Consider the following 17,916-nt stretch of genomic DNA (forward strand, 5'->3'; position numbering starts at 1 on the left):
GCGCGCCTAGTCTTCGACCTCGTCCGGCAATCCATCATGCTCGGTCGAGGCCATTTTCTCCAGCTCGTCCTCGGACATGCTGTCGTACATATCTTTCGACGCGCCTTGCAGATCGTTCACCTTTGTCTCGCCCCGTTTTGCAGACAGGGCCGCGCCAGCGGCACGTTGCTGGGATTTTGATTGGGCTTTCATCGCTCTCTCCTTTCGGCTGGATGTAGCGGCACAACACATCGAACAGTCCGCAGTTCCCCGACATCACATGACGCATAATTATTTTCATGCACCCGTTGTCAGGTGATTGCTTTGCACCCGCGCCCACCCCACATTCGGAATCTGCGCTTTATCGGAGGATCCCAAATGCGCCTGATCGCCCTTGCCACCCTGGGCCTGACCGCCCTCTCTGCCCCCGCCTTTGCCGACGAAACAACCGGCACGATCCTGGCCTACGATCGCTTGGCCAATATCATTGTTCTGCAAGACAAATCATCGTGGACCTTGGATGCAAAGACCCTTGTTCCGTCTGACCTGATGGCAGGCGACAAGGTCACGCTCACCTTTACATCTGACGGGGACAACGGCGCGAAACCTGCGTCTAAACTCACCCGAAACTGAGACCAACCAGACATGAAAAAACGCCCCCTGACCAAATCAGGGGGCGTTTTTTTTTTTCGTTGAAACTGATGCGTATTATCAGTCGTTCGACGGCGGCGTTACTTCAACACCGGGAACTTTGATGGTTTTCTCTTCGGTGGTGATTTCGACGTCAGGAACTTTAACATCGACCTCTTCTTCGGTCACGTTAACCGAACCGGTATCGGCGTCGAATTTAGGAAGGTTTCCCCCTTCAACAGAGACGTCGACATCAGGCAGCGCGCCTTCTTCTGTCTGATCAATATCGATGAAAAAGATTGCAAATGCGATCACCAGAATAGCGGCGAGCCCTGCGATAACTGCTGTAGAGGTCTTCATAGTATTTCCTTCAAATTACACTGTCCCGTCAGGGCTATCGGGAGAGCAACTCGGTCGATCACGAAAAAGTTCCAACAACAATTTCGGGAACATCTTTCGAAGATACGAAGTTGTGACCCCAGACAGTAATTCAGATTACAACTCAGGAGCTTTACAATGGAATTCGGCATTCTCGGACTAATCATTCTGATCGCAGACATTTACGCGATCTACCAAATCTTCACCTCCGGCGCTTCGGGCCTTGCGAAAATCCTCTGGATTCTCGGCGTCCTAATCTTCCCCGTCGTTGGCTTTATCGTATGGCTGATTGCTGGCCCACGCGGCAGCAGCGTCAAAGTCTAAACGGCCCTACATGATCTAACGAAAAAGGCCCGTAGCAACGCTACGGGCCTTTTTGCATGCCGTCGTCACCGCGCCCCCGCCCTCAGTTATAAGTAATTTATTAAGCATGAAGCGCCAAGCTACCCGTTGAAAGGGTACCCGATGCGCTTATGGTCAATCCTCCTTATCCTCCTCACTTTCCCAGCCCCCGCCCACAGCGGCGCTTGGTTACGGGAAAAAGGCAAAGGCTTCAGTTCAAATACTGTCAGTGTCACGCAAAATTATGACATCTCGGAAAGCACGTTTCTCGAATACGGCGCCCGCGATGACCTCACCCTCGGGGCAGAGATCAGTTTTCTCGCAAGCGCTTATGGGCTGCAGTCGGGGTCCGCTACCTTTTTCCTACGCCGTCCGTTGGGCCGACGGGATCGCCCAAGCGTTTGGTCCGCCGAACTGGGCATCGGCGCGGCGTGGGTGGGGGATGTGGTCACTCCGAATGTAAAAGCGGGGCTGTCATGGGGCCGCGGCTTCACGCTCGCGCAGAAAAACGGCTGGATCACCATCGACAGTTCGCTTTCGTGGGACGTATATCTTCAAGAGCATCTGGCCAAAGTGGACAGCACCTTCGGGATCAACTTTGGCGATAGGTTTTCAGGGATGCTGCAAATTTTCTACGCGTCGACCTCTGCCACCACCGCGACCTCTGTCGCGCCCTCCATCGTTGTGCGTCCGATCAAAAGCCGCCCTGATATTCGCCTGCAAATCGGGGCCGAGACGCTGATAAGCGACAGTTCCAACCCCGCGCTGAAACTGTCGATTTGGCGCGAATTCTAGCGTTTATCCATCCGCGCCTGCATAAAGATCGATCCTTTGACGCTGGTGCTCCAGACCAGATGCAACAGATCACGCTCCGTTCCCTGATCTGTCAAGACATAGGGTGCGCTGTACTGCGCTACGTTCGATCCGTCGCGCACCGGCCCATCCATTGTGATGCTGTCCACCGCGATCGCCCACCCGCCAAAGGGGAAACGGCCGGCAATATCCACCACCCAGGTCTTGGCCAAACTGCCTTCGGTATGTTCGACCTGCACGGGATTAGAGACCGGATTGCTGATGCCGTGAAACGAATTGCCGGTCATCTCTATGTTGCGCATGCGCGAGAAATCCATATCGGCAAAGCTCGTGTCGATACGCTCCACCCGATCAATAAACCCATTGATGCTGCGGAAACGGTTGTCGTTGATCGTAAGCCCGTTGATCACATGGCCCGCCCCATGGGGTTTGATCACGATATAGCTGAACCACGGGGCGACTTCGCCCGAAAGAAATATATTGCCGCTGATCGACAGGGAGCTGAAAGAATACTCGCTGCTGTATTCCGGCGCGGGGTCTTGTTCGTTGGTCCATTCGACGAAACAATTGTCGATGTAATTTCCGCTCACCACGCTCGCCGTATGCTGCGCCGCAAGGATCAACCCAGCAGAGCGGACGCCGTTTTTGACCGTATCCCCCTGAAAGAAATGGTTCCCCGTGACGATATTATTCTGCCCCGCAAGCAGCGCAAAGTGGCGAAAGCGCGTGGCACGGTTATCGCGGATCTTGACGTCATTGGCATTACAGTTGATCGCAATCGTGGTCCGGTCCGGCACGTCCAGCGCGTCTTCGGCGGACAGAAACTGGCAGCGATCCACGAACATCCCCTGACACCCGCCGCCGCTCGACGTGATCCCCCGATCCTTGGGTCGCGAGATAAAGCAGTCGCGCACATGGAAAATCGTCCCCGACGGCGCAAGGTTGATCCCGCTGGCCACGTTGTTGCACTGGATTTCGATGTCATCGAGGACGAACTTGCTTAGCTGGCTATAGTTGCCGAAATCCAGCAGATACTGAAACCGCGTAAAGGTAAAATTCTGTGTCCCCGCCGCGTCATACAGCGGTGCGTTCAGCGTGATCTCTCGTGTGGCGACATTCTTGGCCCGCACATAAATCTCGCGCCCCACCCCGTTGCCGGTGATCAACGCCCCCACAGGCACATTCGCGACGTTCACGACATTCGTCAGCTTGCGCGCATCCGAGGGCGAATAGCTTGCCTGCGAGGTCACCGTTACCGTGTCCCAATCGCCATTGCTCGCCGCCTCAAGCTGGCCGTTGCGGATTACCCGTCGCGTGGCATAGCTGGTGCGTTCAGGCGTCGCCGCCTGCATATCGATCGGGCCGGTAACGTTGACCTTGCGTCCGCCCAGATCAAGCGATTCATGATCCGCATTATTCAACAACGCCTGAAACGCCTTGCGAAACGCGATCTCTTCATTCCCGAACGCCTCGATATAATGGGGCAGATCGAAATTCCGCCGCAGCAGCAGGATCGCGCTGGCGGGCATGGTCACCGTCCCTTCAAACCGTGTCGGCGCGTCAAAGGTCACATCACCGTTCAGCAGATACGTCCCGCTCGGGATCAACACGCTGCGCCCCTGTGCACCCGCATTCGCCGCAACAAAGGAAGCCGTATCATCCGTGCTGCCATCCCCACCGCGCCATAGTCCCGCACGTCGACCTGTGCCAGCATGTCGCGCAGGAAAACGCTGGTCACATCCTCGATCCGCACATCATCAATACGAACGACACCGCCGTTCTGCCCCGTCAGATCCAGTCCAAAATGCCCGTAGACCGGCGCGTTGCCCCAGACCATATCGACACCGCCGCGCAGCCCCGACCCGACAATCGCGCTGACCTCGACCACTTCGCCATAGCTCGTAAGCGCCACCGCCGGCCCCACTTCGACCAGCCCTCCCACACGGGTGCCATTGCCAAGCGCCGGATACCCCGCGATCCGCACCGAGGGTAAATTCCCACCGATCGCTTTGACCCGCGCCGTAATCCGCAAATAGCACCCCGGTAAAAGCGGCGTCTGCCCCATGTACCGCAGCTTTTGCGTAGATTGCGTCTTGATCAGCTCAAGCGCCCCGCCAAAGTCCTGATCCGCAGGGATAAACGCCGCATTTATCGCATTTTCATAGGTGTCAGACCCCGCCGTGCCATCCCCGCTTGAATACACATCCAAGCCTTGTGCAAAAGCCGCAGGTGTCAGCAGCAGACCGTCCGTGATTGCCTTGTTCATCGTCATCCCCTTCGCCGAGGGTGCGATGTCGCCCCCATGAATTGCAAAACTCCGACGCTTGGCCGGCAGGGGGATAGAAATATTCACAAGTGGTTAATCACGGCTAACCGCAGCGTACGGCGCTCGGGGGCAACGTCACGCCGAAACGCTTGGCGCATCCAGCAGCTGAACAGAGGCAATGCGCCAGCCCTCCGGCGTCTCAACCATCTGATAATCCAGCAAATAGGTGAAACCCTTCAGGTCCGTCACCTGCACCTTCTGCCACTGTGCGCCCGCGATCTCGCGTAGGTCCAAAAACCGCACTTCGGTGTTTTTCCAGACCATCGGATAGCCCGAGGTCACCATACGTTTAAAATTTTCGGTGGATTGAAACATCATCTGCAGATTGGGACTCGCATATTCGAACGCGCCCTCGAAATCATCTGCCTTAAAGGCCTCGAACTGGCCGGTGATCGTGCTTTCGATATCCGACTGCTGCGCCGTGGCACCAAACGCCGTCGCAAAGGTCAAAACCATCCCGAAAAAGGCCGAAAGAACCGCGCCACGCATGAGAATGCTCCCTATGATGTGTTGGACTTAACTTAATCCACGCACACCATAGGGCAATAGTTTCACGCCGTGGTCAGCTTGCCTGCCAGCGCGTCGTCGATCAGTGCGACAGTCTCATCCACACCATAAAGCGCGATGAAGCCGCCGAAACGCGGGCCTTGGCTTGCGCCCAACAACACTTCGTAAAGCGCAGTAAACCAATCACGTAGCGGGTCGAAACGTTCTTTCCCGACAGCGAAAACCATCGTTTGCAACGCCTCGGCATCCAGCCCGCCGTCCCATGTTTTCAGCTGGTCACGCAGGTCTTCCAGCGCTTCTCGCTCCAGATCGGTGGGCGCGCGGAACACTTTGGTGGGCTTCACAAAGTCGTTGTAATAGCGCACCGCATGTTCGGCCGCCGCATCCATACCGGGGTTGCCTTCGGGCGTCGCATCAGGCGCATAACGCTGGATAAAGCCCCACAGCTGCGACTTTTCCTCGGCCGAGGAAACAGACGCAAGGTTCAGCAGCATCGAATACGGCACGATCATATCCGACTTGGGCACATCGCCCCCGTGGATATGCCAAACAGGTTGTTTAGCTTGCCCTTGTCATCCTGCGTCTCAAACGCGCGCAGCTGTTGGTGGTATTCATCAACCGCCTTGGGGATCACATCGAAATACATGCGCTTGGCCGTCTTGGGCTTGAGATACATGAAAATACGACAGCGATTCCGCGCTGCGTAGGTCAGCCATTCATCGATGGTCAGCCCGTTTCCCGACGACTTGGAAATCTTGTGCCCGTCCTGATCAAGGAACAGCTCGTAGGTGAAATGCTCTGGTGGGCGGTTGCCCAGAATGCGGCAAATTTTGTCATAGATCGGCGTGTTGGTGCTGTGGTCCTTGCCGTACATCTCAAAGTCGACATCCAGCGCTGCCATGACCATTGCAAAAGCGGCAGAGTTCGAAGTCCGTCTGGCGCGCACCCAAGCGGAGCTTCATGCGGCACAGCGGCTGCGCTATGATGTCTTTGTCACCGAACTGGGTGCGGGCGGCTCTTTGGTTGATCACGACAACAGGCTTGAAGTCGATCAATACGACGATTTTGTCGATCATTTGCTGCTTATCGACCGTAAAACCGCGCAAACGGTTGGTGTCTACCGTCTGATCCGCCGCTGCATGGCGACGCGGGCAGGCGGGTTCTATTCCGAAAACGAATATGATTTGACCGCGCTGAAATCCTCTGGGCGTGAAATCCTTGAGCTTGGGCGGTCGTGTCTGCATCCATCCTATCGCGGCGGCATCGCTATGCACCAGCTTTGGGCGGGGCTTGCATCCTATGTGGCGCGCCACGAGATCGAGATCCTGTTCGGCGTGGCAAGCTTTCACGGGACCCAAGCGGATGCTCTCGCAGAGCCTTTGTCGTTGCTGCACCACGCCTATCTTGCGCCCCCTGAACTGCGGGTCACGGCTTTGCCTAAAGCGCGGCAGAAGATGGATCTGATCCCCGCGGATACGCTGAACCGTCGACAGGCGATGGTACAAATGCCCAGCCTGATCAAAGCCTACCTGCGGCTTGGCGGCTGTGTGGGCGAGGGGGCCTTTATCGATCATGACTTTAACACAACGGACGTACTTTTGATGCTCGACACCGCGCGGCTCAGCGAACGGCAGGCCAAGATTTACAGCGGGCAACCCGCGTGAGCGCGGCTTGGGACAGCGCCGATCACCCGGCACTAGACGACATCGGGCCACTGGGGTGGGCGCTGGCGTTGATCCGCGGCCTTGTCCTGGCGACGGTGGTCTTTACAGGGCTGCTGGTCCTGCTAGCCATCCGCCTGATTGAGCGCCCCTTGTGCGGGCAAGGCCGCCCCGTCACACCGCATATCACGCAAACGGTCTGTTACATTGCGTTCTGGATCATGGGATTGCGCCGCGAAGTCGTGGGCACGCCCATGCGCCACCGTGGTGCGGTTGTCGCCAATCACACAAGCTGGCTCGATATCTTCAGCCTGAACGCTGCACAGCGCATTTATTTCGTATCAAAGTCTGAGGTCGCCAGCTGGCCCGGCATCGGGTGGCTGGCCAAGGCGACCGGCACGCTGTTCATTGAACGCAGCCCCAAACATGCCCGCAAACAGACCGAGATTTTCCAGCAACGACTGCTTGATAATCACCGGCTGCTGTTCTTTCCCGAAGGCACCAGCACCGACGGCAAGCAAGTATTGCCGTTCAAAACCACGCTGTTTCAATCGTTCTTTGCGCCAGAGCTGCGCGATGCAATCTGGGTTCAGCCTGTCACCGTGCTTTATACTGCGCCGCTTGGGGCCGATCCACGGTTCTATGGCTGGTGGGGTGACATGAGCTTTGGCGGGCATCTGGTGCGCACGCTGGCGTCCGCGCGGCAGGGGAAAGTGACCACGATCTACCACACGCCACTGGCCGTCGCCGATTTCGACAACCGCAAAACGCTGGCCCAAGCCTGCGAAACACAGGTCCGTAGTGCGCATCCGTCGGTTCGAATAGCAGCCCCAAACACCGCGGAACTGCGCTGAGATAGACGTTTAAGCGGCAAAATATGCGGCTTGAGCCTTGCGAAGCGTTCAAAACCGGACTATACGCGCGTCACTTAAACCCGCAGTCGGGGTTGGGCCTTTGGGGGAGAAATCCTCAAACGTCCGCCGGTTGGTCCCATTCTGGGATCGAGACCCCCGATGAGGCAAAACCGGAAAGGTATAAAGACATGGCTCTTCCTGAGTTCTCCATGCGCCAACTGCTTGAAGCAGGCGTACACTTTGGTCACCAAACACAGCGCTGGAACCCACGTATGGGTCCGTTCATCTACGGCGCGCGTAACGGCATCCACATCATGGACCTTACACAGACTGTTCCAATGCTGGATCAAGCTCTGCAAGTTATCCGTGATACCGTCGCCAAAGGCGGCAGCATTCTTTTCGTTGGTACCAAGCGTCAGGCTGCTCAGCCGATCGCCGACGCCGCAGAGAAATGCGCACAATACTACATGAACCACCGTTGGTTGGGCGGCACGCTGACAAACTGGCAGACTGTTTCCAAATCCATCCAGCGCCTGAAGTCCATCGACGAACAGTCCGAGCGTGGCTTTGGCGGTCTGACCAAGAAAGAGCGCCTTGGCATGGAGCGTGACCAGTTCAAACTGGAAGCATCGCTTGGTGGTATCCGTGAAATGGGCGGTCGCCCTGACCTGATCTTCGTCATCGACGTCAAAAAAGAAGCATTGGCCGTGGCCGAAGCGAACAAACTGGGCATCCCCGTTATCGCTGTTGTCGACACCAACTGCTCGCCCGACGGGATCGACTATATCATCCCAGGCAACGACGACGCTGCACGCGCGATCCACCTGTACTGCGATCTGGCCGCTCGTGCCGCGCTGGACGGTATGTCCGCTCAGCTGGGTGCGGCAGGAGTTGATATCGGTGCGATGGAAGAAGCGCCCGAAGAAGAAGCCCTGATCGACGGTGGCGTCGAAGTTGGCAACGCTTCGGAAGAAACCGTATCGAACGACGCAATGTCCAAAGACGCACCTCTGGATATCGAATCCAAGAAGGAAACGCTGGCCGACGCCAAGTCGTAAGCGACGCGAAAAGAGACGGGCAGGGGGCTGCTTTCCCTGCCTGTCACACCACCACTACATGATTGAGACAGTGGTGCAGGAAGTCCTGCCCCTCAATTTATCCCAATTCAAGGAGAACCAAAGCGATGGCAATTACAGCATCCATGGTCAAAGAACTGCGCGACACAACTGGTGCCGGCATGATGGACGCCAAAAAAGCGTTGACTGAAACAGACGGCGACATGGAAGCCGCCGTTGATTGGCTGCGCACCAAAGGTCTGGCGAAAGCTGCCAAGAAATCCGGTCGTACCGCAGCCGAAGGCCTCGTTGCCGTTAAGGTTGACGGCGGTCGCGGTGTTGCTGTCGAAGTAAACTCCGAAACCGACTTTGTTGGTAAAAACGCAGACTTCCAGAAAATGGTTTCCGGTATCGCAGACGTCGCAACCGGCGTTTCCGACCTTGATGCACTGAACGCGGCTGACATGGGCGGCAAGCCTGTTTCCACCATCATCACCGACGCCATCGCAAAAATCGGCGAGAACATGTCGGTTCGCCGCATGCAATCCATCGAAGGCGAACAGGTCGTGTCCTACGTGCACAACGCAGTGGCACCTGGCATGGGCAAAATCGGTGTTCTGGTCGCAATGACCGGCGGCAACGAAGAGCTGGGCAAACAGATCGCGATGCACATCGCTGCTGTAAACCCTGCGTCCTTGTCCGAAGCAGATCTGGACCCGGCTGTTGTTGAAAAAGAAAAGCAGGTTCAAATGGATATCGCACGCGAGTCCGGCAAGCCCGAAGCTGTGATCGAAAAAATGATCACCGGTCGTATGCAGAAATACATGTCCGAAGTGACACTGCTGAACCAAGCATTCGTTGTGAACCCTGACCTGTCCGTAGGTAAGGCCGCAGAAGAAGCAGGCGCGACCATCACCGGTTTCGTCCGTTTGGAAGTTGGCGAAGGCATCGAAGTCGTCAAAGAAGATTTCGCAGCAGAAGTCGCGAAAGCCGCCAAAGGCTAAACTGCAATACAGCAGACAAAGAAAAGGGCGAGGGCGCATCAGCACCTTCGCCCTTTTTCATTTAAAATCAGTTACTAAGGGGCGATACTTAAGATTCAAAATGAACTTTCAGCGCGTCGAGTGCCATCAGATAGCCGGTGGCACCAAAGCCGCAGATTTGGCCCAGTGCCACTGGCGCGATGTAAGACCGATGACGAAACTCCTCTCGCGCGTGGATATTGCTAAGGTGAACCTCGACCACGGGAAGCTCTACCGAAGCGATCGCATCCATTAGTGCAATCGACGTATGGGTATAGGCACCAGCATTCAATATAATCGCAGCATGCTTACCCTTGGCGGCGTGGATCAGATCGATCAGCGCGCCTTCATGATTGGACTGCTCGAACGCGATATCAAACCCCAGCAATTTTGCTTTATCGCTGCACATGGCATGCACGTCGGCCAAGGTCGTTTTGCCATAAACATCGGGTTGGCGCGTGCCAAGCAAGTTTAGGTTCGGACCGTTGAGGATCAGAATGGATGTCATAGTCGTGACCTTGTTGTTACAGTATGATTGCTGGGGCGTAGCATAGGCGCTTTGGCGGAGTTAGTCTTTCTTTTCAGGGAATTCGACCGGACCACCGAGATTCTCCCACGTTGAGAAACCTTCGCGCAGATGCACGGCGTCAAAGCCCATGTCTTGCAGCGTTGCCGTGGTGATCGCAGAGCGCCATCCAGAGGCGCAGTGAAACACAAAGGTTTTATCCTCGCCGAAGACCTCTTTGAAATACGGGCTGTCGGGATCGACCCAGAATTCGATCATCCCACGGGGCGCGTGAAAGCTGCCGGGAATATAGCCGCTGCGCTGGCGTTCACGGATATCGCGCAGATCAACGACCACGACGTCTGGGTCGTTCAGCATCGCGATCAGATCAGGCGTTTCGATCTCGCGGATGCGCGCACGGGCGGCAGCAACCATATCCGCCGAAGACATCTTGAGCGTCATATTCTTCCTTTCACTCTGGGGCTGTTGCCAGTCCGCGTCGCGTCCTGTTGCATCAGCGTTGTCGATGTGGATTATGTCACGCAGAACAACAGGGTAAAGGGAGAAGCAGCGCGGACGCTGAACCGATACTGCGGTGAACAAAATGGGTGTAGATCCGTTAATTTGCAATCAATTTCAACAGATAACCAGTCATATTTGCATCTTTACATCAACCGCAGCGCATCAATATTTTACATAATACTGATTATAGGCTTCAGATAAGCCGGCCTCGCTTCACTCTCACGCCCCTTATTAACAGGATAAAATCATGAAACTTTGCCGTATCGAAACCGCCGATGGCATCAAACCTGCGATCGTCGACGCCGATGGTGCCGCGCGTAACCTATCGCAACATCTATCTGACATTGAACTCTCCAGCATGGAACCCGCAGCGCTCGATAAGTTACGCAGCCTGGATGTAACGACGCTGCCCTTGATCTCTGGTCGTTTTGTACCGGTTATCAATGATATACGCCGCATTTTGTGTATCGGGCTGAATTATTCTGACCACGCGGCCGAAGCTGGGATGGCTGTACCTGATCATCCCATCCTGTTCAGCAAGCTCTGTGCTGCTACAGGTGCCAATGAACCGATCATCATCCCCAAGGATTCAGAAAAAACCGATTGGGAGGTCGAGCTTGCGGTCGTTATCGGCACCAAGGCGCAGCATGTGTCAGAAGCGGATGCGTTATCTCATGTGGCGGGCTACGCGACCTTCAACGACGTGTCAGAACGTGCCTTTCAGACTGAATTCGGCGGCCAATGGGTCAAGGGCAAGTCCTGCGACAGTTTTGCCCCCATCGGCCCGTATCTGGTGACCGCTGATGACGTTCCAGATCCTCAGAACCTTGATTTATGGCTGGATGTGAACGGCACCCGCCGCCAAACCGGCAACACCAGCACAATGGTGTTTTCTGTTGCCGAAATTATCTCTTTTCTCAGCCGTTTCATGACCTTACTGCCCGGAGATGTGATCGCCACTGGCACACCGCCCGGTGTGGGTATGGGGTTCAAACCGCCGATCTATCTACAAACCGGCGATGTGGTCGAGCTTGGCATCGAAGGATTGGGCGATCAACGTCAAGAAGTCATTAAATACAACGGGTAAGCGCCCTACCCTAATGCATAACCTGCACCGCGCACCGTGCGAATTGGATCATCGCCGCCGTGGGACGTCAGCGCTTTGCGCAGACGGGCGATATGAACATCAACGGTGCGCGTGTCGACATAGATATCGCGCCCCCAAACGTGATCTAGCAACTGGTCACGGCTGAAGACACGGCCGGGCCGCTCAAGCAACGTCACAAGCAAACGGTATTCTGTTGGCCCCAGCTTTAGCTCGTGCGCAGCACGGTTTACACGGTGACGTTCTGGATCAAGCGTAATGTCGGCATAGCTGAGCGCCGCACCGGAGGACGCAGGCCGCACGCGCCGCAGCTGCGTGCGCACGCGGGCCATCAGCTCGCGCATCGAATAGGGTTTTACCACATAATCATCTGCGCCCGTCTCCAGCCCGCGCACGGTGTCCACCTCTTCGGATCGTGCCGACAGCATAATCACGGGGATATTGCGCGTATCTTCGCGGGTCTTAAGCTGACGACAGACCTCGATCCCGCTTAGCAGAGGCATCATCCAATCAAGGATAACCAGGTCGGGCAGCGCCTCTGCAACCAGCAGGATCGCTTCCTCGCCATTCTCGGCACGCCGTACGTCAAACCCTTCGGATTCAAGGTTATACGCCAGAATTTCGCGCTGTGCGGGTTCGTCTTCTACCAACAAGATTTGAGGCTGAGCGGCAGACATGGCCCTACCCCTTCAGCTTGGTGGAGGTATTGTCCGCCTTGGGGCGATCCTCGTCCGGATGGGTGCCGGTTACAAGATAGACAACCTGTTCCGCGATGGATGTGACAAGATCGCCCATGCGTTCAACGTTCTTGGCAATGAAATGAAGGTGCATGCACGATGTGATATTGCGCGGGTCTTCCATCATGAAGGTCAGGAATTCGCGGAACAGCGCATTATACATCTGGTCGACGTCTTCGTCCCGCGCGATCACATCCATAGCCAGTTCTGCGTCGCGTTGAACATAGCAATCAAGCGCGTCCTTGAGCATGGATTCAACCGTCTTACACATGCGACGAATGGCACCAGTACTGTCGGCAACAGCAGGAAGCTGCGCCAACACGCTATTTCGCTTGGCCATATTTTTTGCATAGTCGCCAATACGTTCCAGGCTGGCGCTAATTTTTATGACGCTTAGGATCAAACGCAAATCAACAGCCGTCGGCGCACGCAGCGCGATAATACGGGCGGCCCGTTCGTTGATCAGCTCTTCGAGCGCGTCAATGGCTTTGTCCCCGCCGCGCACCTGATCGGCCAGCTCTTCGTCACGGGTTTCCAGCGACTGTGCGGCAAGGCGAATGGCATCTTCAACCATCCCGCCCATTTTCATGATCTGCGCTTGAACGCTTTCCAGGTCACGGTCAAAAGCAGAGGCAATGTGTTGTTCTTGCATGATACTTATCCAATCCGGCCAGTGATATAGCTTTCCGTCCGAGGGTCCTCGGGCGATGTGAAAATCTTGTCAGTCTCACCGAACTCAACCAGATTGCCGAGGTGGAAGAACGCCGTTCTCTGGCTCACCCGTGCGGCCTGCTGCATGGAGTGTGTGACAATCACGACCGAATAATCCTGACGCAGTTCGTCGATCAGCTCTTCGACTTGCGCGGTCGCAATCGGATCCAACGCGGAACAGGGTTCGTCCATCAGCAGAACTTCGGGCTCTGTCGCCACCGCGCGTGCGATACACAGACGTTGCTGCTGACCGCCCGACAGGCCGGTGCCCGGCGCGTGCAGGCGGTCTTTGACCTCGTTCCAGATGGCGCCGCGTTTCAGCGCACGCTCAACGATATCGTCCAGCTCTGACTTATTGCGGGCAAGACCGTGGATGCGGGGCCCATAAGCAACGTTGTCATAGATCGATTTCGGGAACGGGTTAGGCTTTTGGAAGACCATACCGACCTTGGCGCGCAGCTGTACCGGGTCAACCGCGCTGTCATAGATGTCTTCGCCGTCAATCAAGATATCGCCTTTGACAGTGCAGATATCAATCGTGTCGTTCATCCGATTGATACAGCGCAGAAAAGTCGACTTGCCACAGCCTGACGGACCGATAAAGGCAGTGACAGTTTTGTCTTGGATATCAACCGACACGTCTTTGATCGCGTGGGTGTCACCATAGTAAACCTGCACGTTGCGGGCGGCGATTTTTGTTTTGTGAGTTGTCACGTCCGTCTCCGAAATTACGTTGTCTTTCATTGCCTTGCCTCTCATTCTTACCAGCGCCGCTCGAACCTGCGCCGCAACATGACGGCGATGGCGTTCATGGTGATCAAAAAGACCAGCAGGATGATGATACCGCCCCAAGCACGTTCATAGAATGCCGGATCAGCGCGTTTCGCCCATTCGTAGATTTGCGCCGGCATAGCAGAGTTGGGGTCCATCAGACCCGATGCAATGCCGTCGGGCGGGTTCGACGCGATAAAGCCCACCATCCCGATCAGCAGCAAAGGGGCCGTTTCGCCAAGGGCTTGGGCCAGACCGATGATCGTGCCGGTCAGGATGCCGGGTGCGGCAAGGGGCAGCACGTGGTGGAACACCGATTGCATTTTGGATGCCCCTACCCCCAACGCCGCGTCACGGATACTGGGGGGCACCGACTTCAAAGACGCGCGGGTCGAAATAATGATCGTGGGCAACGTCATCAACGTCAGGACCAGCCCACCCACCAGCGGGGCGGAGTTTGGCAGGTGCATATAGTTGATAAAGACCGCCAGACCCAGAATACCGAACACAATAGACGGCACCGCTGCGAGGTTAGAAATATTCACCTCGATGATGTCTGTCAGCAGGTTCTTGGGCGCGAATTCCTCTAGGTAGATCGACGCGGCGACCCCGATGGGCAGTGCCAGCGCCAGCACTACCAGCATCATGAACAGCGATCCGATCATCGAAACGCCCATGCCGGCGGCTTCTGGCCGTGCGTCCGACGCGTCAGAACCAGTGATAAAGTCGACATTAAACCGCTTGTCCAGCGCCCCGTCCGCAATCAGCGCGTCCACCAGATCAAGCTGCTCTGTGTTGATGCTTTTGTCGTTGGCGATGCTCTCGCGGGTTACACGGCCCTTCAGGTATCCGTCGACGCGGCTGTTGGTCAGGAATTCGAATTCCACCGCAGTCCCGATCAGTTCGGGGTTCGCCAACACAAAGTCGCGCAGCTGTGCCGCCGCATCTTTAGAGATGATCGCACCCATTTCCTTGGGCTTCAAATCTGTGGTGATCCCGGCTTTTGCGACTTTGGCATCCAGTGCGGCAGCCATCAACGGAGCATAGCCAAAGGTCGAGACCTTTTTGATCTCTTCGATGTCACGATTACCGGTTTTGTCCAACTTTTCCTCAAGCAGCTGAACGTTCAACGTCAGAAATGTCTGTTGAAACGCCCCTGCACCGCGGCTGATGATCGTGGTCAGCAAGATCGCAAGCATCAGCAGGCCAACAGCAATGGCGGCGATGCCATAGGCTTTGAACCGGGCTTCGGCGCGGTTGCGTTTTACAGTACGTGCATCTGGTTTCAGCAACGATTGGCGCGGCTTTGCGGGGTTGGGCATATCGGTCATTCGTACTGCTCCCGGTATTTGCGCACGATCAAAAGCGCTAGAACGTTCAGCCCCAAGGTCAACACAAACAGCGTCAGACCAAGGGCAAAGGCGACCAGCGTTTCAGGGCTGGCAAAGTCGGTATCCCCTGTCAGCTGGCTGACAATGCGGGTGGTGATGGTGGTCATCGCATCAAGCGGATTGCCCGAGATGCGGGCGATAGCCCCTGCCCCCAGCACAACGATCATCGTCTCGCCGATGGCACGGCTTGCCGCGAGCAACACGGCCCCCACGATGCCCGGCAGTGCGGCAGGAAGCACAACTTGGCGGATGGTTTCCGAATGGGTTGCCCCCAGACCGAACGACCCGTCGCGCATCGACTGTGGTACCGCGTTGATGATGTCATCGCTGAGCGACGAGACAAACGGGATCAGCATGATGCCCATGACCAGCCCTGCCGTCAGAACAGATGTGGCCCCACTCATCCAGTCGACACCCAGCAGTCCGTCGTCGCCACGCCCAAAGACTTTGACCAGAAACGGACCGACCGTCAGCAGGGCAAACAGACCGTAAACGATGGTCGGGATGCCCGCGAGGATTTCCAGCAAAGGTTTGGCAAAGGCGCGTACTTTGCTGTTGGCGTATTCCGACAGGTAGATCGCGGCAAAAAGACCGATCGGCACAGCCACCAGCAAGGCGATGATCGAGATATACAAGGTGCCCCACAGCAGCGGCAGGATCGACAGTTCACTGTCGCCACGAAAGTTCGGAGCCCATGTCGTGCCTAGGAAGAAATCCTGCCACGGATGCAGGCGGAAGAAGTTCAATGTCTCGAACAGCATCGACAGCACGATGCCCACGGTTGTCAGGATCGCCAGCGACGCAGCAAGGATGAGCAACCCCAGCAGGAACCGTTCAACCGTATTGCGCGCCCGAAAATCGGCGCGCGCGGTGCGCAGCGCGATAAACATCCCGCCCAATACAAGCACGCTGATCACGGCGATCATCAGCCAACGGCCGGTGACCTCCATGCTGCGATAGCGTTGCGCTGCCGCCAGTACCTCTGGCGTGACGTCAGAGCCAAGTGCAACGCCGTTCCCCGCCAGAAGCGCACGTACATCGGTGGCGGTCACATCCAAATCGCGGGCGCTGTCGGCATCCAGCGTGCCGCTTTGCACGGCAGCATCCAGCCCGTTGGCCACGCGGCGCACGTCGCTCATGACCAGATTGACCGAAGACCCTTCGTTCACGGCACTTTGCGGGATCATGTCGATCACCGCGTTCTGGATCAGCATCGGCTGGACCAGCATCCAGATCGCCAGCACAAACAGCGCCGGAATGGCGGTGAGCATCGCGGCGTTATAGCCATAATAATTCGGGAGGGAGTGCAGCTTGCGCGAATCGCCCGAAACAGACGACATGGCCCGGCTGCGTACCAGACCAAAGGCAAGGACTGTTAATATCAAAACAACGACAACTAAGAGCGTGGTTGAACCCACATTGAATAAATCGCGCATGGTGGCCCTCGGTCGTGGCCTGTGTCAGGCCATCATTGTTTGGAAAGTATCAGTCGGCAGCAAAAAACCGGAGACGCCTTGCAGCGTCTCCGGGTCGCAAGGCAGGGTTTAGGAACCGCTGCCCAATACAGTTTCGTCAGCAACAACCGCCTGTGTTTTCGCCAGCTCTGGATCGGCAACCAGACCGTATTCGGCCAAAGGACCGTCGGGGCCTGCAATCTCGTCCGCCACGAAGAATTCAGCGTATTCTTTCAAACCTGGGATCACGCCGATGTGTGCTTTCTTGACGTAAAAGAACAGCGGGCGCGATACTGGGTAGTCGCCGCTCGAGATGGTTTCAACTGTGGGCTCGACGCCGCCCATGTTGGCAACGGTTAGCTTGTCTGTGTTGTTCTCGTAGAACGCCAGACCAAATACGCCGATGCCGTCTTTGTTGCTTTCGATGCGGGCAAGCGTTTCGGTGTAGTCACCGTCAATGTCCACGGACACACCATCGGTGCGCAGGGAAATACATGCTTTTTCAGCCGCTTTCTTGTCGTCGCCGTTCGCTGCTTTGAAGGCTTCGAAATCGCCAGTGGCTTCACAGCCTGCCAGGATCACTTTTTCTTCGAAAACTTCGCGCGTGCCATGCTTGGTGCCGGGGATATAGGCTTGGATCGGCTGGTCGGGGAAGCTGGCGTTGACGTCGGACCACATTTTGTTGGGGTTGGCGACAATGCTGCCGTCTACAACAACTTCGGCGGACAGCGCTTTGTACCAGTCTTCTGGGGTGAATTCGAACGTGTTGCCGTTAATGTCAGAAGCGAACACGATCCCGTCATAGCCGATCTGAACTTCGATGATGTCTGTCACACCGTTTGCAGCGCAGACTTCAATTTCGGAGTCTTTGATCTGGCGCGAGGCGTTTGCTACGTCGATTGTGTTTTCGCCCACACCTTCACAAAAACGCTTGAGACCCGCCGAGGAGCCACCGGATTCAACAACAGGTGTCGGAAAATCGAAGTTTTCGCCAAAGGCTTCGGCAACGATGGACGCATAGGGCAGAACAGTGGACGAACCGGCAACCTGTACCTGATCACGCGCGGCAGCGGCAGTTGCGGATACGGCGGCAATGGCCAGCGCGGAAGTGGTGAGTTTAACGAGCGACATGATGTCTCCTGTCAGCTTAGAA

19 protein-coding genes and 2 pseudogenes are annotated in these 17,916 nt (G+C 56.3%); 8 read left to right on the forward strand and 13 right to left on the reverse strand.

Annotated elements, in window-relative coordinates; translation table 11 throughout:
• Positions 1-6: 6 nt before the first annotated feature.
• Positions 7-192 (reverse strand): DUF3008 family protein, encoded by a 186-nt coding sequence (locus ACVBAU_RS10905; protein WP_448326306.1) that lies wholly within the window; start codon positions 190-192, stop codon positions 7-9.
• Positions 193-357: 165 nt separating this feature from the next.
• Between ACVBAU_RS10905 and ACVBAU_RS10910 the strand changes: the two genes are divergently transcribed.
• Positions 358-612, forward strand: a complete 255-nt coding sequence (locus ACVBAU_RS10910) for a hypothetical protein (RefSeq protein ID WP_138924339.1) — start codon at positions 358-360, stop codon at positions 610-612.
• 78 nt (positions 613-690) lie between these two features.
• Here ACVBAU_RS10910 and ACVBAU_RS10915 read toward each other — a convergent pair whose 3' ends face one another.
• Positions 691-969 (reverse strand): hypothetical protein, encoded by a 279-nt coding sequence (locus ACVBAU_RS10915; protein ID WP_448326308.1) that lies wholly within the window; start codon positions 967-969, stop codon positions 691-693.
• A gap of 156 nt (positions 970-1,125) precedes the next feature.
• On the opposite strand from ACVBAU_RS10915, the gene ACVBAU_RS10920 reads away from it, so the two are divergent.
• Together ACVBAU_RS10920 and ACVBAU_RS10925 are read left to right on the forward strand one after the other, a co-directional pair.
• Positions 1,126-1,311, forward strand: a complete 186-nt coding sequence (locus ACVBAU_RS10920) for a PLDc N-terminal domain-containing protein (RefSeq protein ID WP_138924341.1) — start codon at positions 1,126-1,128, stop codon at positions 1,309-1,311.
• Positions 1,312-1,452: 141 nt separating this feature from the next.
• Entirely contained in the window at positions 1,453-2,124 is a 672-nt protein-coding gene (locus tag ACVBAU_RS10925; protein WP_448326310.1) for a hypothetical protein, read from the forward strand.
• On the opposite strand, the pseudogene ACVBAU_RS10930 reads toward ACVBAU_RS10925, so the two are convergent.
• The 3 genes and pseudogenes from ACVBAU_RS10930 to lysK all read right to left on the reverse strand — a co-directional run.
• Positions 2,121-4,408: pseudogene (locus tag ACVBAU_RS10930) on the reverse strand (glycosyl hydrolase family 28-related protein). The gene ACVBAU_RS10925 and the pseudogene ACVBAU_RS10930 overlap by 4 nt on opposite strands.
• A 135-nt stretch (positions 4,409-4,543) precedes the next feature.
• Positions 4,544-4,957 (reverse strand): DUF4864 domain-containing protein, encoded by a 414-nt coding sequence (locus tag ACVBAU_RS10935; protein WP_138924344.1) that lies wholly within the window; start codon positions 4,955-4,957, stop codon positions 4,544-4,546.
• A 62-nt stretch (positions 4,958-5,019) separates the two neighbouring features.
• Positions 5,020-5,888: pseudogene (gene lysK / locus ACVBAU_RS10940) on the reverse strand (lysine--tRNA ligase); the annotation flags it as partial.
• Between lysK and ACVBAU_RS10945 the strand changes: the two are divergent.
• The 4 genes from ACVBAU_RS10945 to tsf all read left to right on the forward strand — a co-directional run bounded on the left by ACVBAU_RS10945 (position 5,875) and on the right by tsf (position 9,549).
• Entirely contained in the window at positions 5,875-6,639 is a 765-nt protein-coding gene (locus tag ACVBAU_RS10945) for a GNAT family N-acetyltransferase (RefSeq protein WP_448326312.1), read from the forward strand. The pseudogene lysK and the gene ACVBAU_RS10945 overlap by 14 nt on opposite strands.
• Positions 6,636-7,490: a lysophospholipid acyltransferase family protein gene (locus ACVBAU_RS10950; RefSeq protein WP_138923278.1), complete on the forward strand. Its 855-nt coding sequence runs from the start codon at positions 6,636-6,638 to the stop codon at positions 7,488-7,490. Before ACVBAU_RS10945 ends, ACVBAU_RS10950 begins: the two co-directional genes overlap by 4 nt.
• Before the next feature lie 188 nt (positions 7,491-7,678).
• Complete coding sequence (gene rpsB / locus ACVBAU_RS10955; protein WP_448326314.1) at positions 7,679-8,548, forward strand: 30S ribosomal protein S2; 870 nt, start codon at positions 7,679-7,681, stop codon at positions 8,546-8,548.
• Positions 8,549-8,673: 125 nt separating this feature from the next.
• Positions 8,674-9,549: a translation elongation factor Ts gene (gene tsf / locus ACVBAU_RS10960; protein WP_448326316.1), complete on the forward strand. Its 876-nt coding sequence runs from the start codon at positions 8,674-8,676 to the stop codon at positions 9,547-9,549.
• An 88-nt stretch (positions 9,550-9,637) separates the two neighbouring features.
• On the opposite strand, the gene aroQ is transcribed toward tsf, so the two are convergent.
• Both aroQ and ACVBAU_RS10970 read right to left on the reverse strand, forming a co-directional pair.
• Entirely contained in the window at positions 9,638-10,075 is a 438-nt protein-coding gene (aroQ, locus tag ACVBAU_RS10965; protein ID WP_448326318.1) for a type II 3-dehydroquinate dehydratase, read from the reverse strand.
• 60 nt (positions 10,076-10,135) lie between these two features.
• Entirely contained in the window at positions 10,136-10,534 is a 399-nt protein-coding gene (locus ACVBAU_RS10970) for a rhodanese-like domain-containing protein (RefSeq protein ID WP_448326320.1), read from the reverse strand.
• Positions 10,535-10,841: 307 nt separating this feature from the next.
• On the opposite strand from ACVBAU_RS10970, the gene ACVBAU_RS10975 reads away from it, so the two are divergent.
• Positions 10,842-11,681 (forward strand): fumarylacetoacetate hydrolase family protein, encoded by an 840-nt coding sequence (locus ACVBAU_RS10975; RefSeq protein ID WP_448326322.1) that lies wholly within the window; start codon positions 10,842-10,844, stop codon positions 11,679-11,681.
• A gap of 5 nt (positions 11,682-11,686) precedes the next feature.
• Here ACVBAU_RS10975 and phoB read toward each other — a convergent pair whose 3' ends face one another.
• The 6 genes from phoB to ACVBAU_RS11005 all read right to left on the reverse strand — a co-directional run bounded on the left by phoB (position 11,687) and on the right by ACVBAU_RS11005 (position 17,894).
• Positions 11,687-12,376, reverse strand: coding sequence for a phosphate regulon transcriptional regulator PhoB (phoB, locus tag ACVBAU_RS10980; protein WP_138923273.1), 690 nt, complete (start codon positions 12,374-12,376; stop codon positions 11,687-11,689).
• A 4-nt stretch (positions 12,377-12,380) separates the two neighbouring features.
• The gene (gene phoU, locus ACVBAU_RS10985) at positions 12,381-13,088 is read right to left on the reverse strand and encodes a phosphate signaling complex protein PhoU (protein ID WP_138923272.1); all 708 of its coding nucleotides are present in this window, start codon (positions 13,086-13,088) and stop codon (positions 12,381-12,383) included.
• Between the two features lie 5 nt (positions 13,089-13,093).
• Positions 13,094-13,891 (reverse strand): phosphate ABC transporter ATP-binding protein PstB, encoded by a 798-nt coding sequence (pstB, locus tag ACVBAU_RS10990; protein WP_093732288.1) that lies wholly within the window; start codon positions 13,889-13,891, stop codon positions 13,094-13,096.
• A gap of 17 nt (positions 13,892-13,908) precedes the next feature.
• Positions 13,909-15,249, reverse strand: coding sequence for a phosphate ABC transporter permease PstA (gene pstA, locus ACVBAU_RS10995; RefSeq protein ID WP_448326325.1), 1,341 nt, complete (start codon positions 15,247-15,249; stop codon positions 13,909-13,911).
• Positions 15,246-16,745, reverse strand: a complete 1,500-nt coding sequence (gene pstC / locus ACVBAU_RS11000) for a phosphate ABC transporter permease subunit PstC (RefSeq protein WP_138923270.1) — start codon at positions 16,743-16,745, stop codon at positions 15,246-15,248. The genes pstA and pstC overlap by 4 nt, the downstream gene beginning before the upstream one ends.
• 108 nt (positions 16,746-16,853) lie before the next feature.
• On the reverse strand, positions 16,854-17,894 hold the full coding sequence (locus tag ACVBAU_RS11005) for a substrate-binding domain-containing protein (RefSeq protein ID WP_448326328.1): 1,041 nt from the start codon (positions 17,892-17,894) through the stop codon (positions 16,854-16,856).
• Between the last annotated feature and the right edge of the window lie 22 nt (positions 17,895-17,916).

The organism is Sulfitobacter sp. M13, assembly GCF_053474885.1.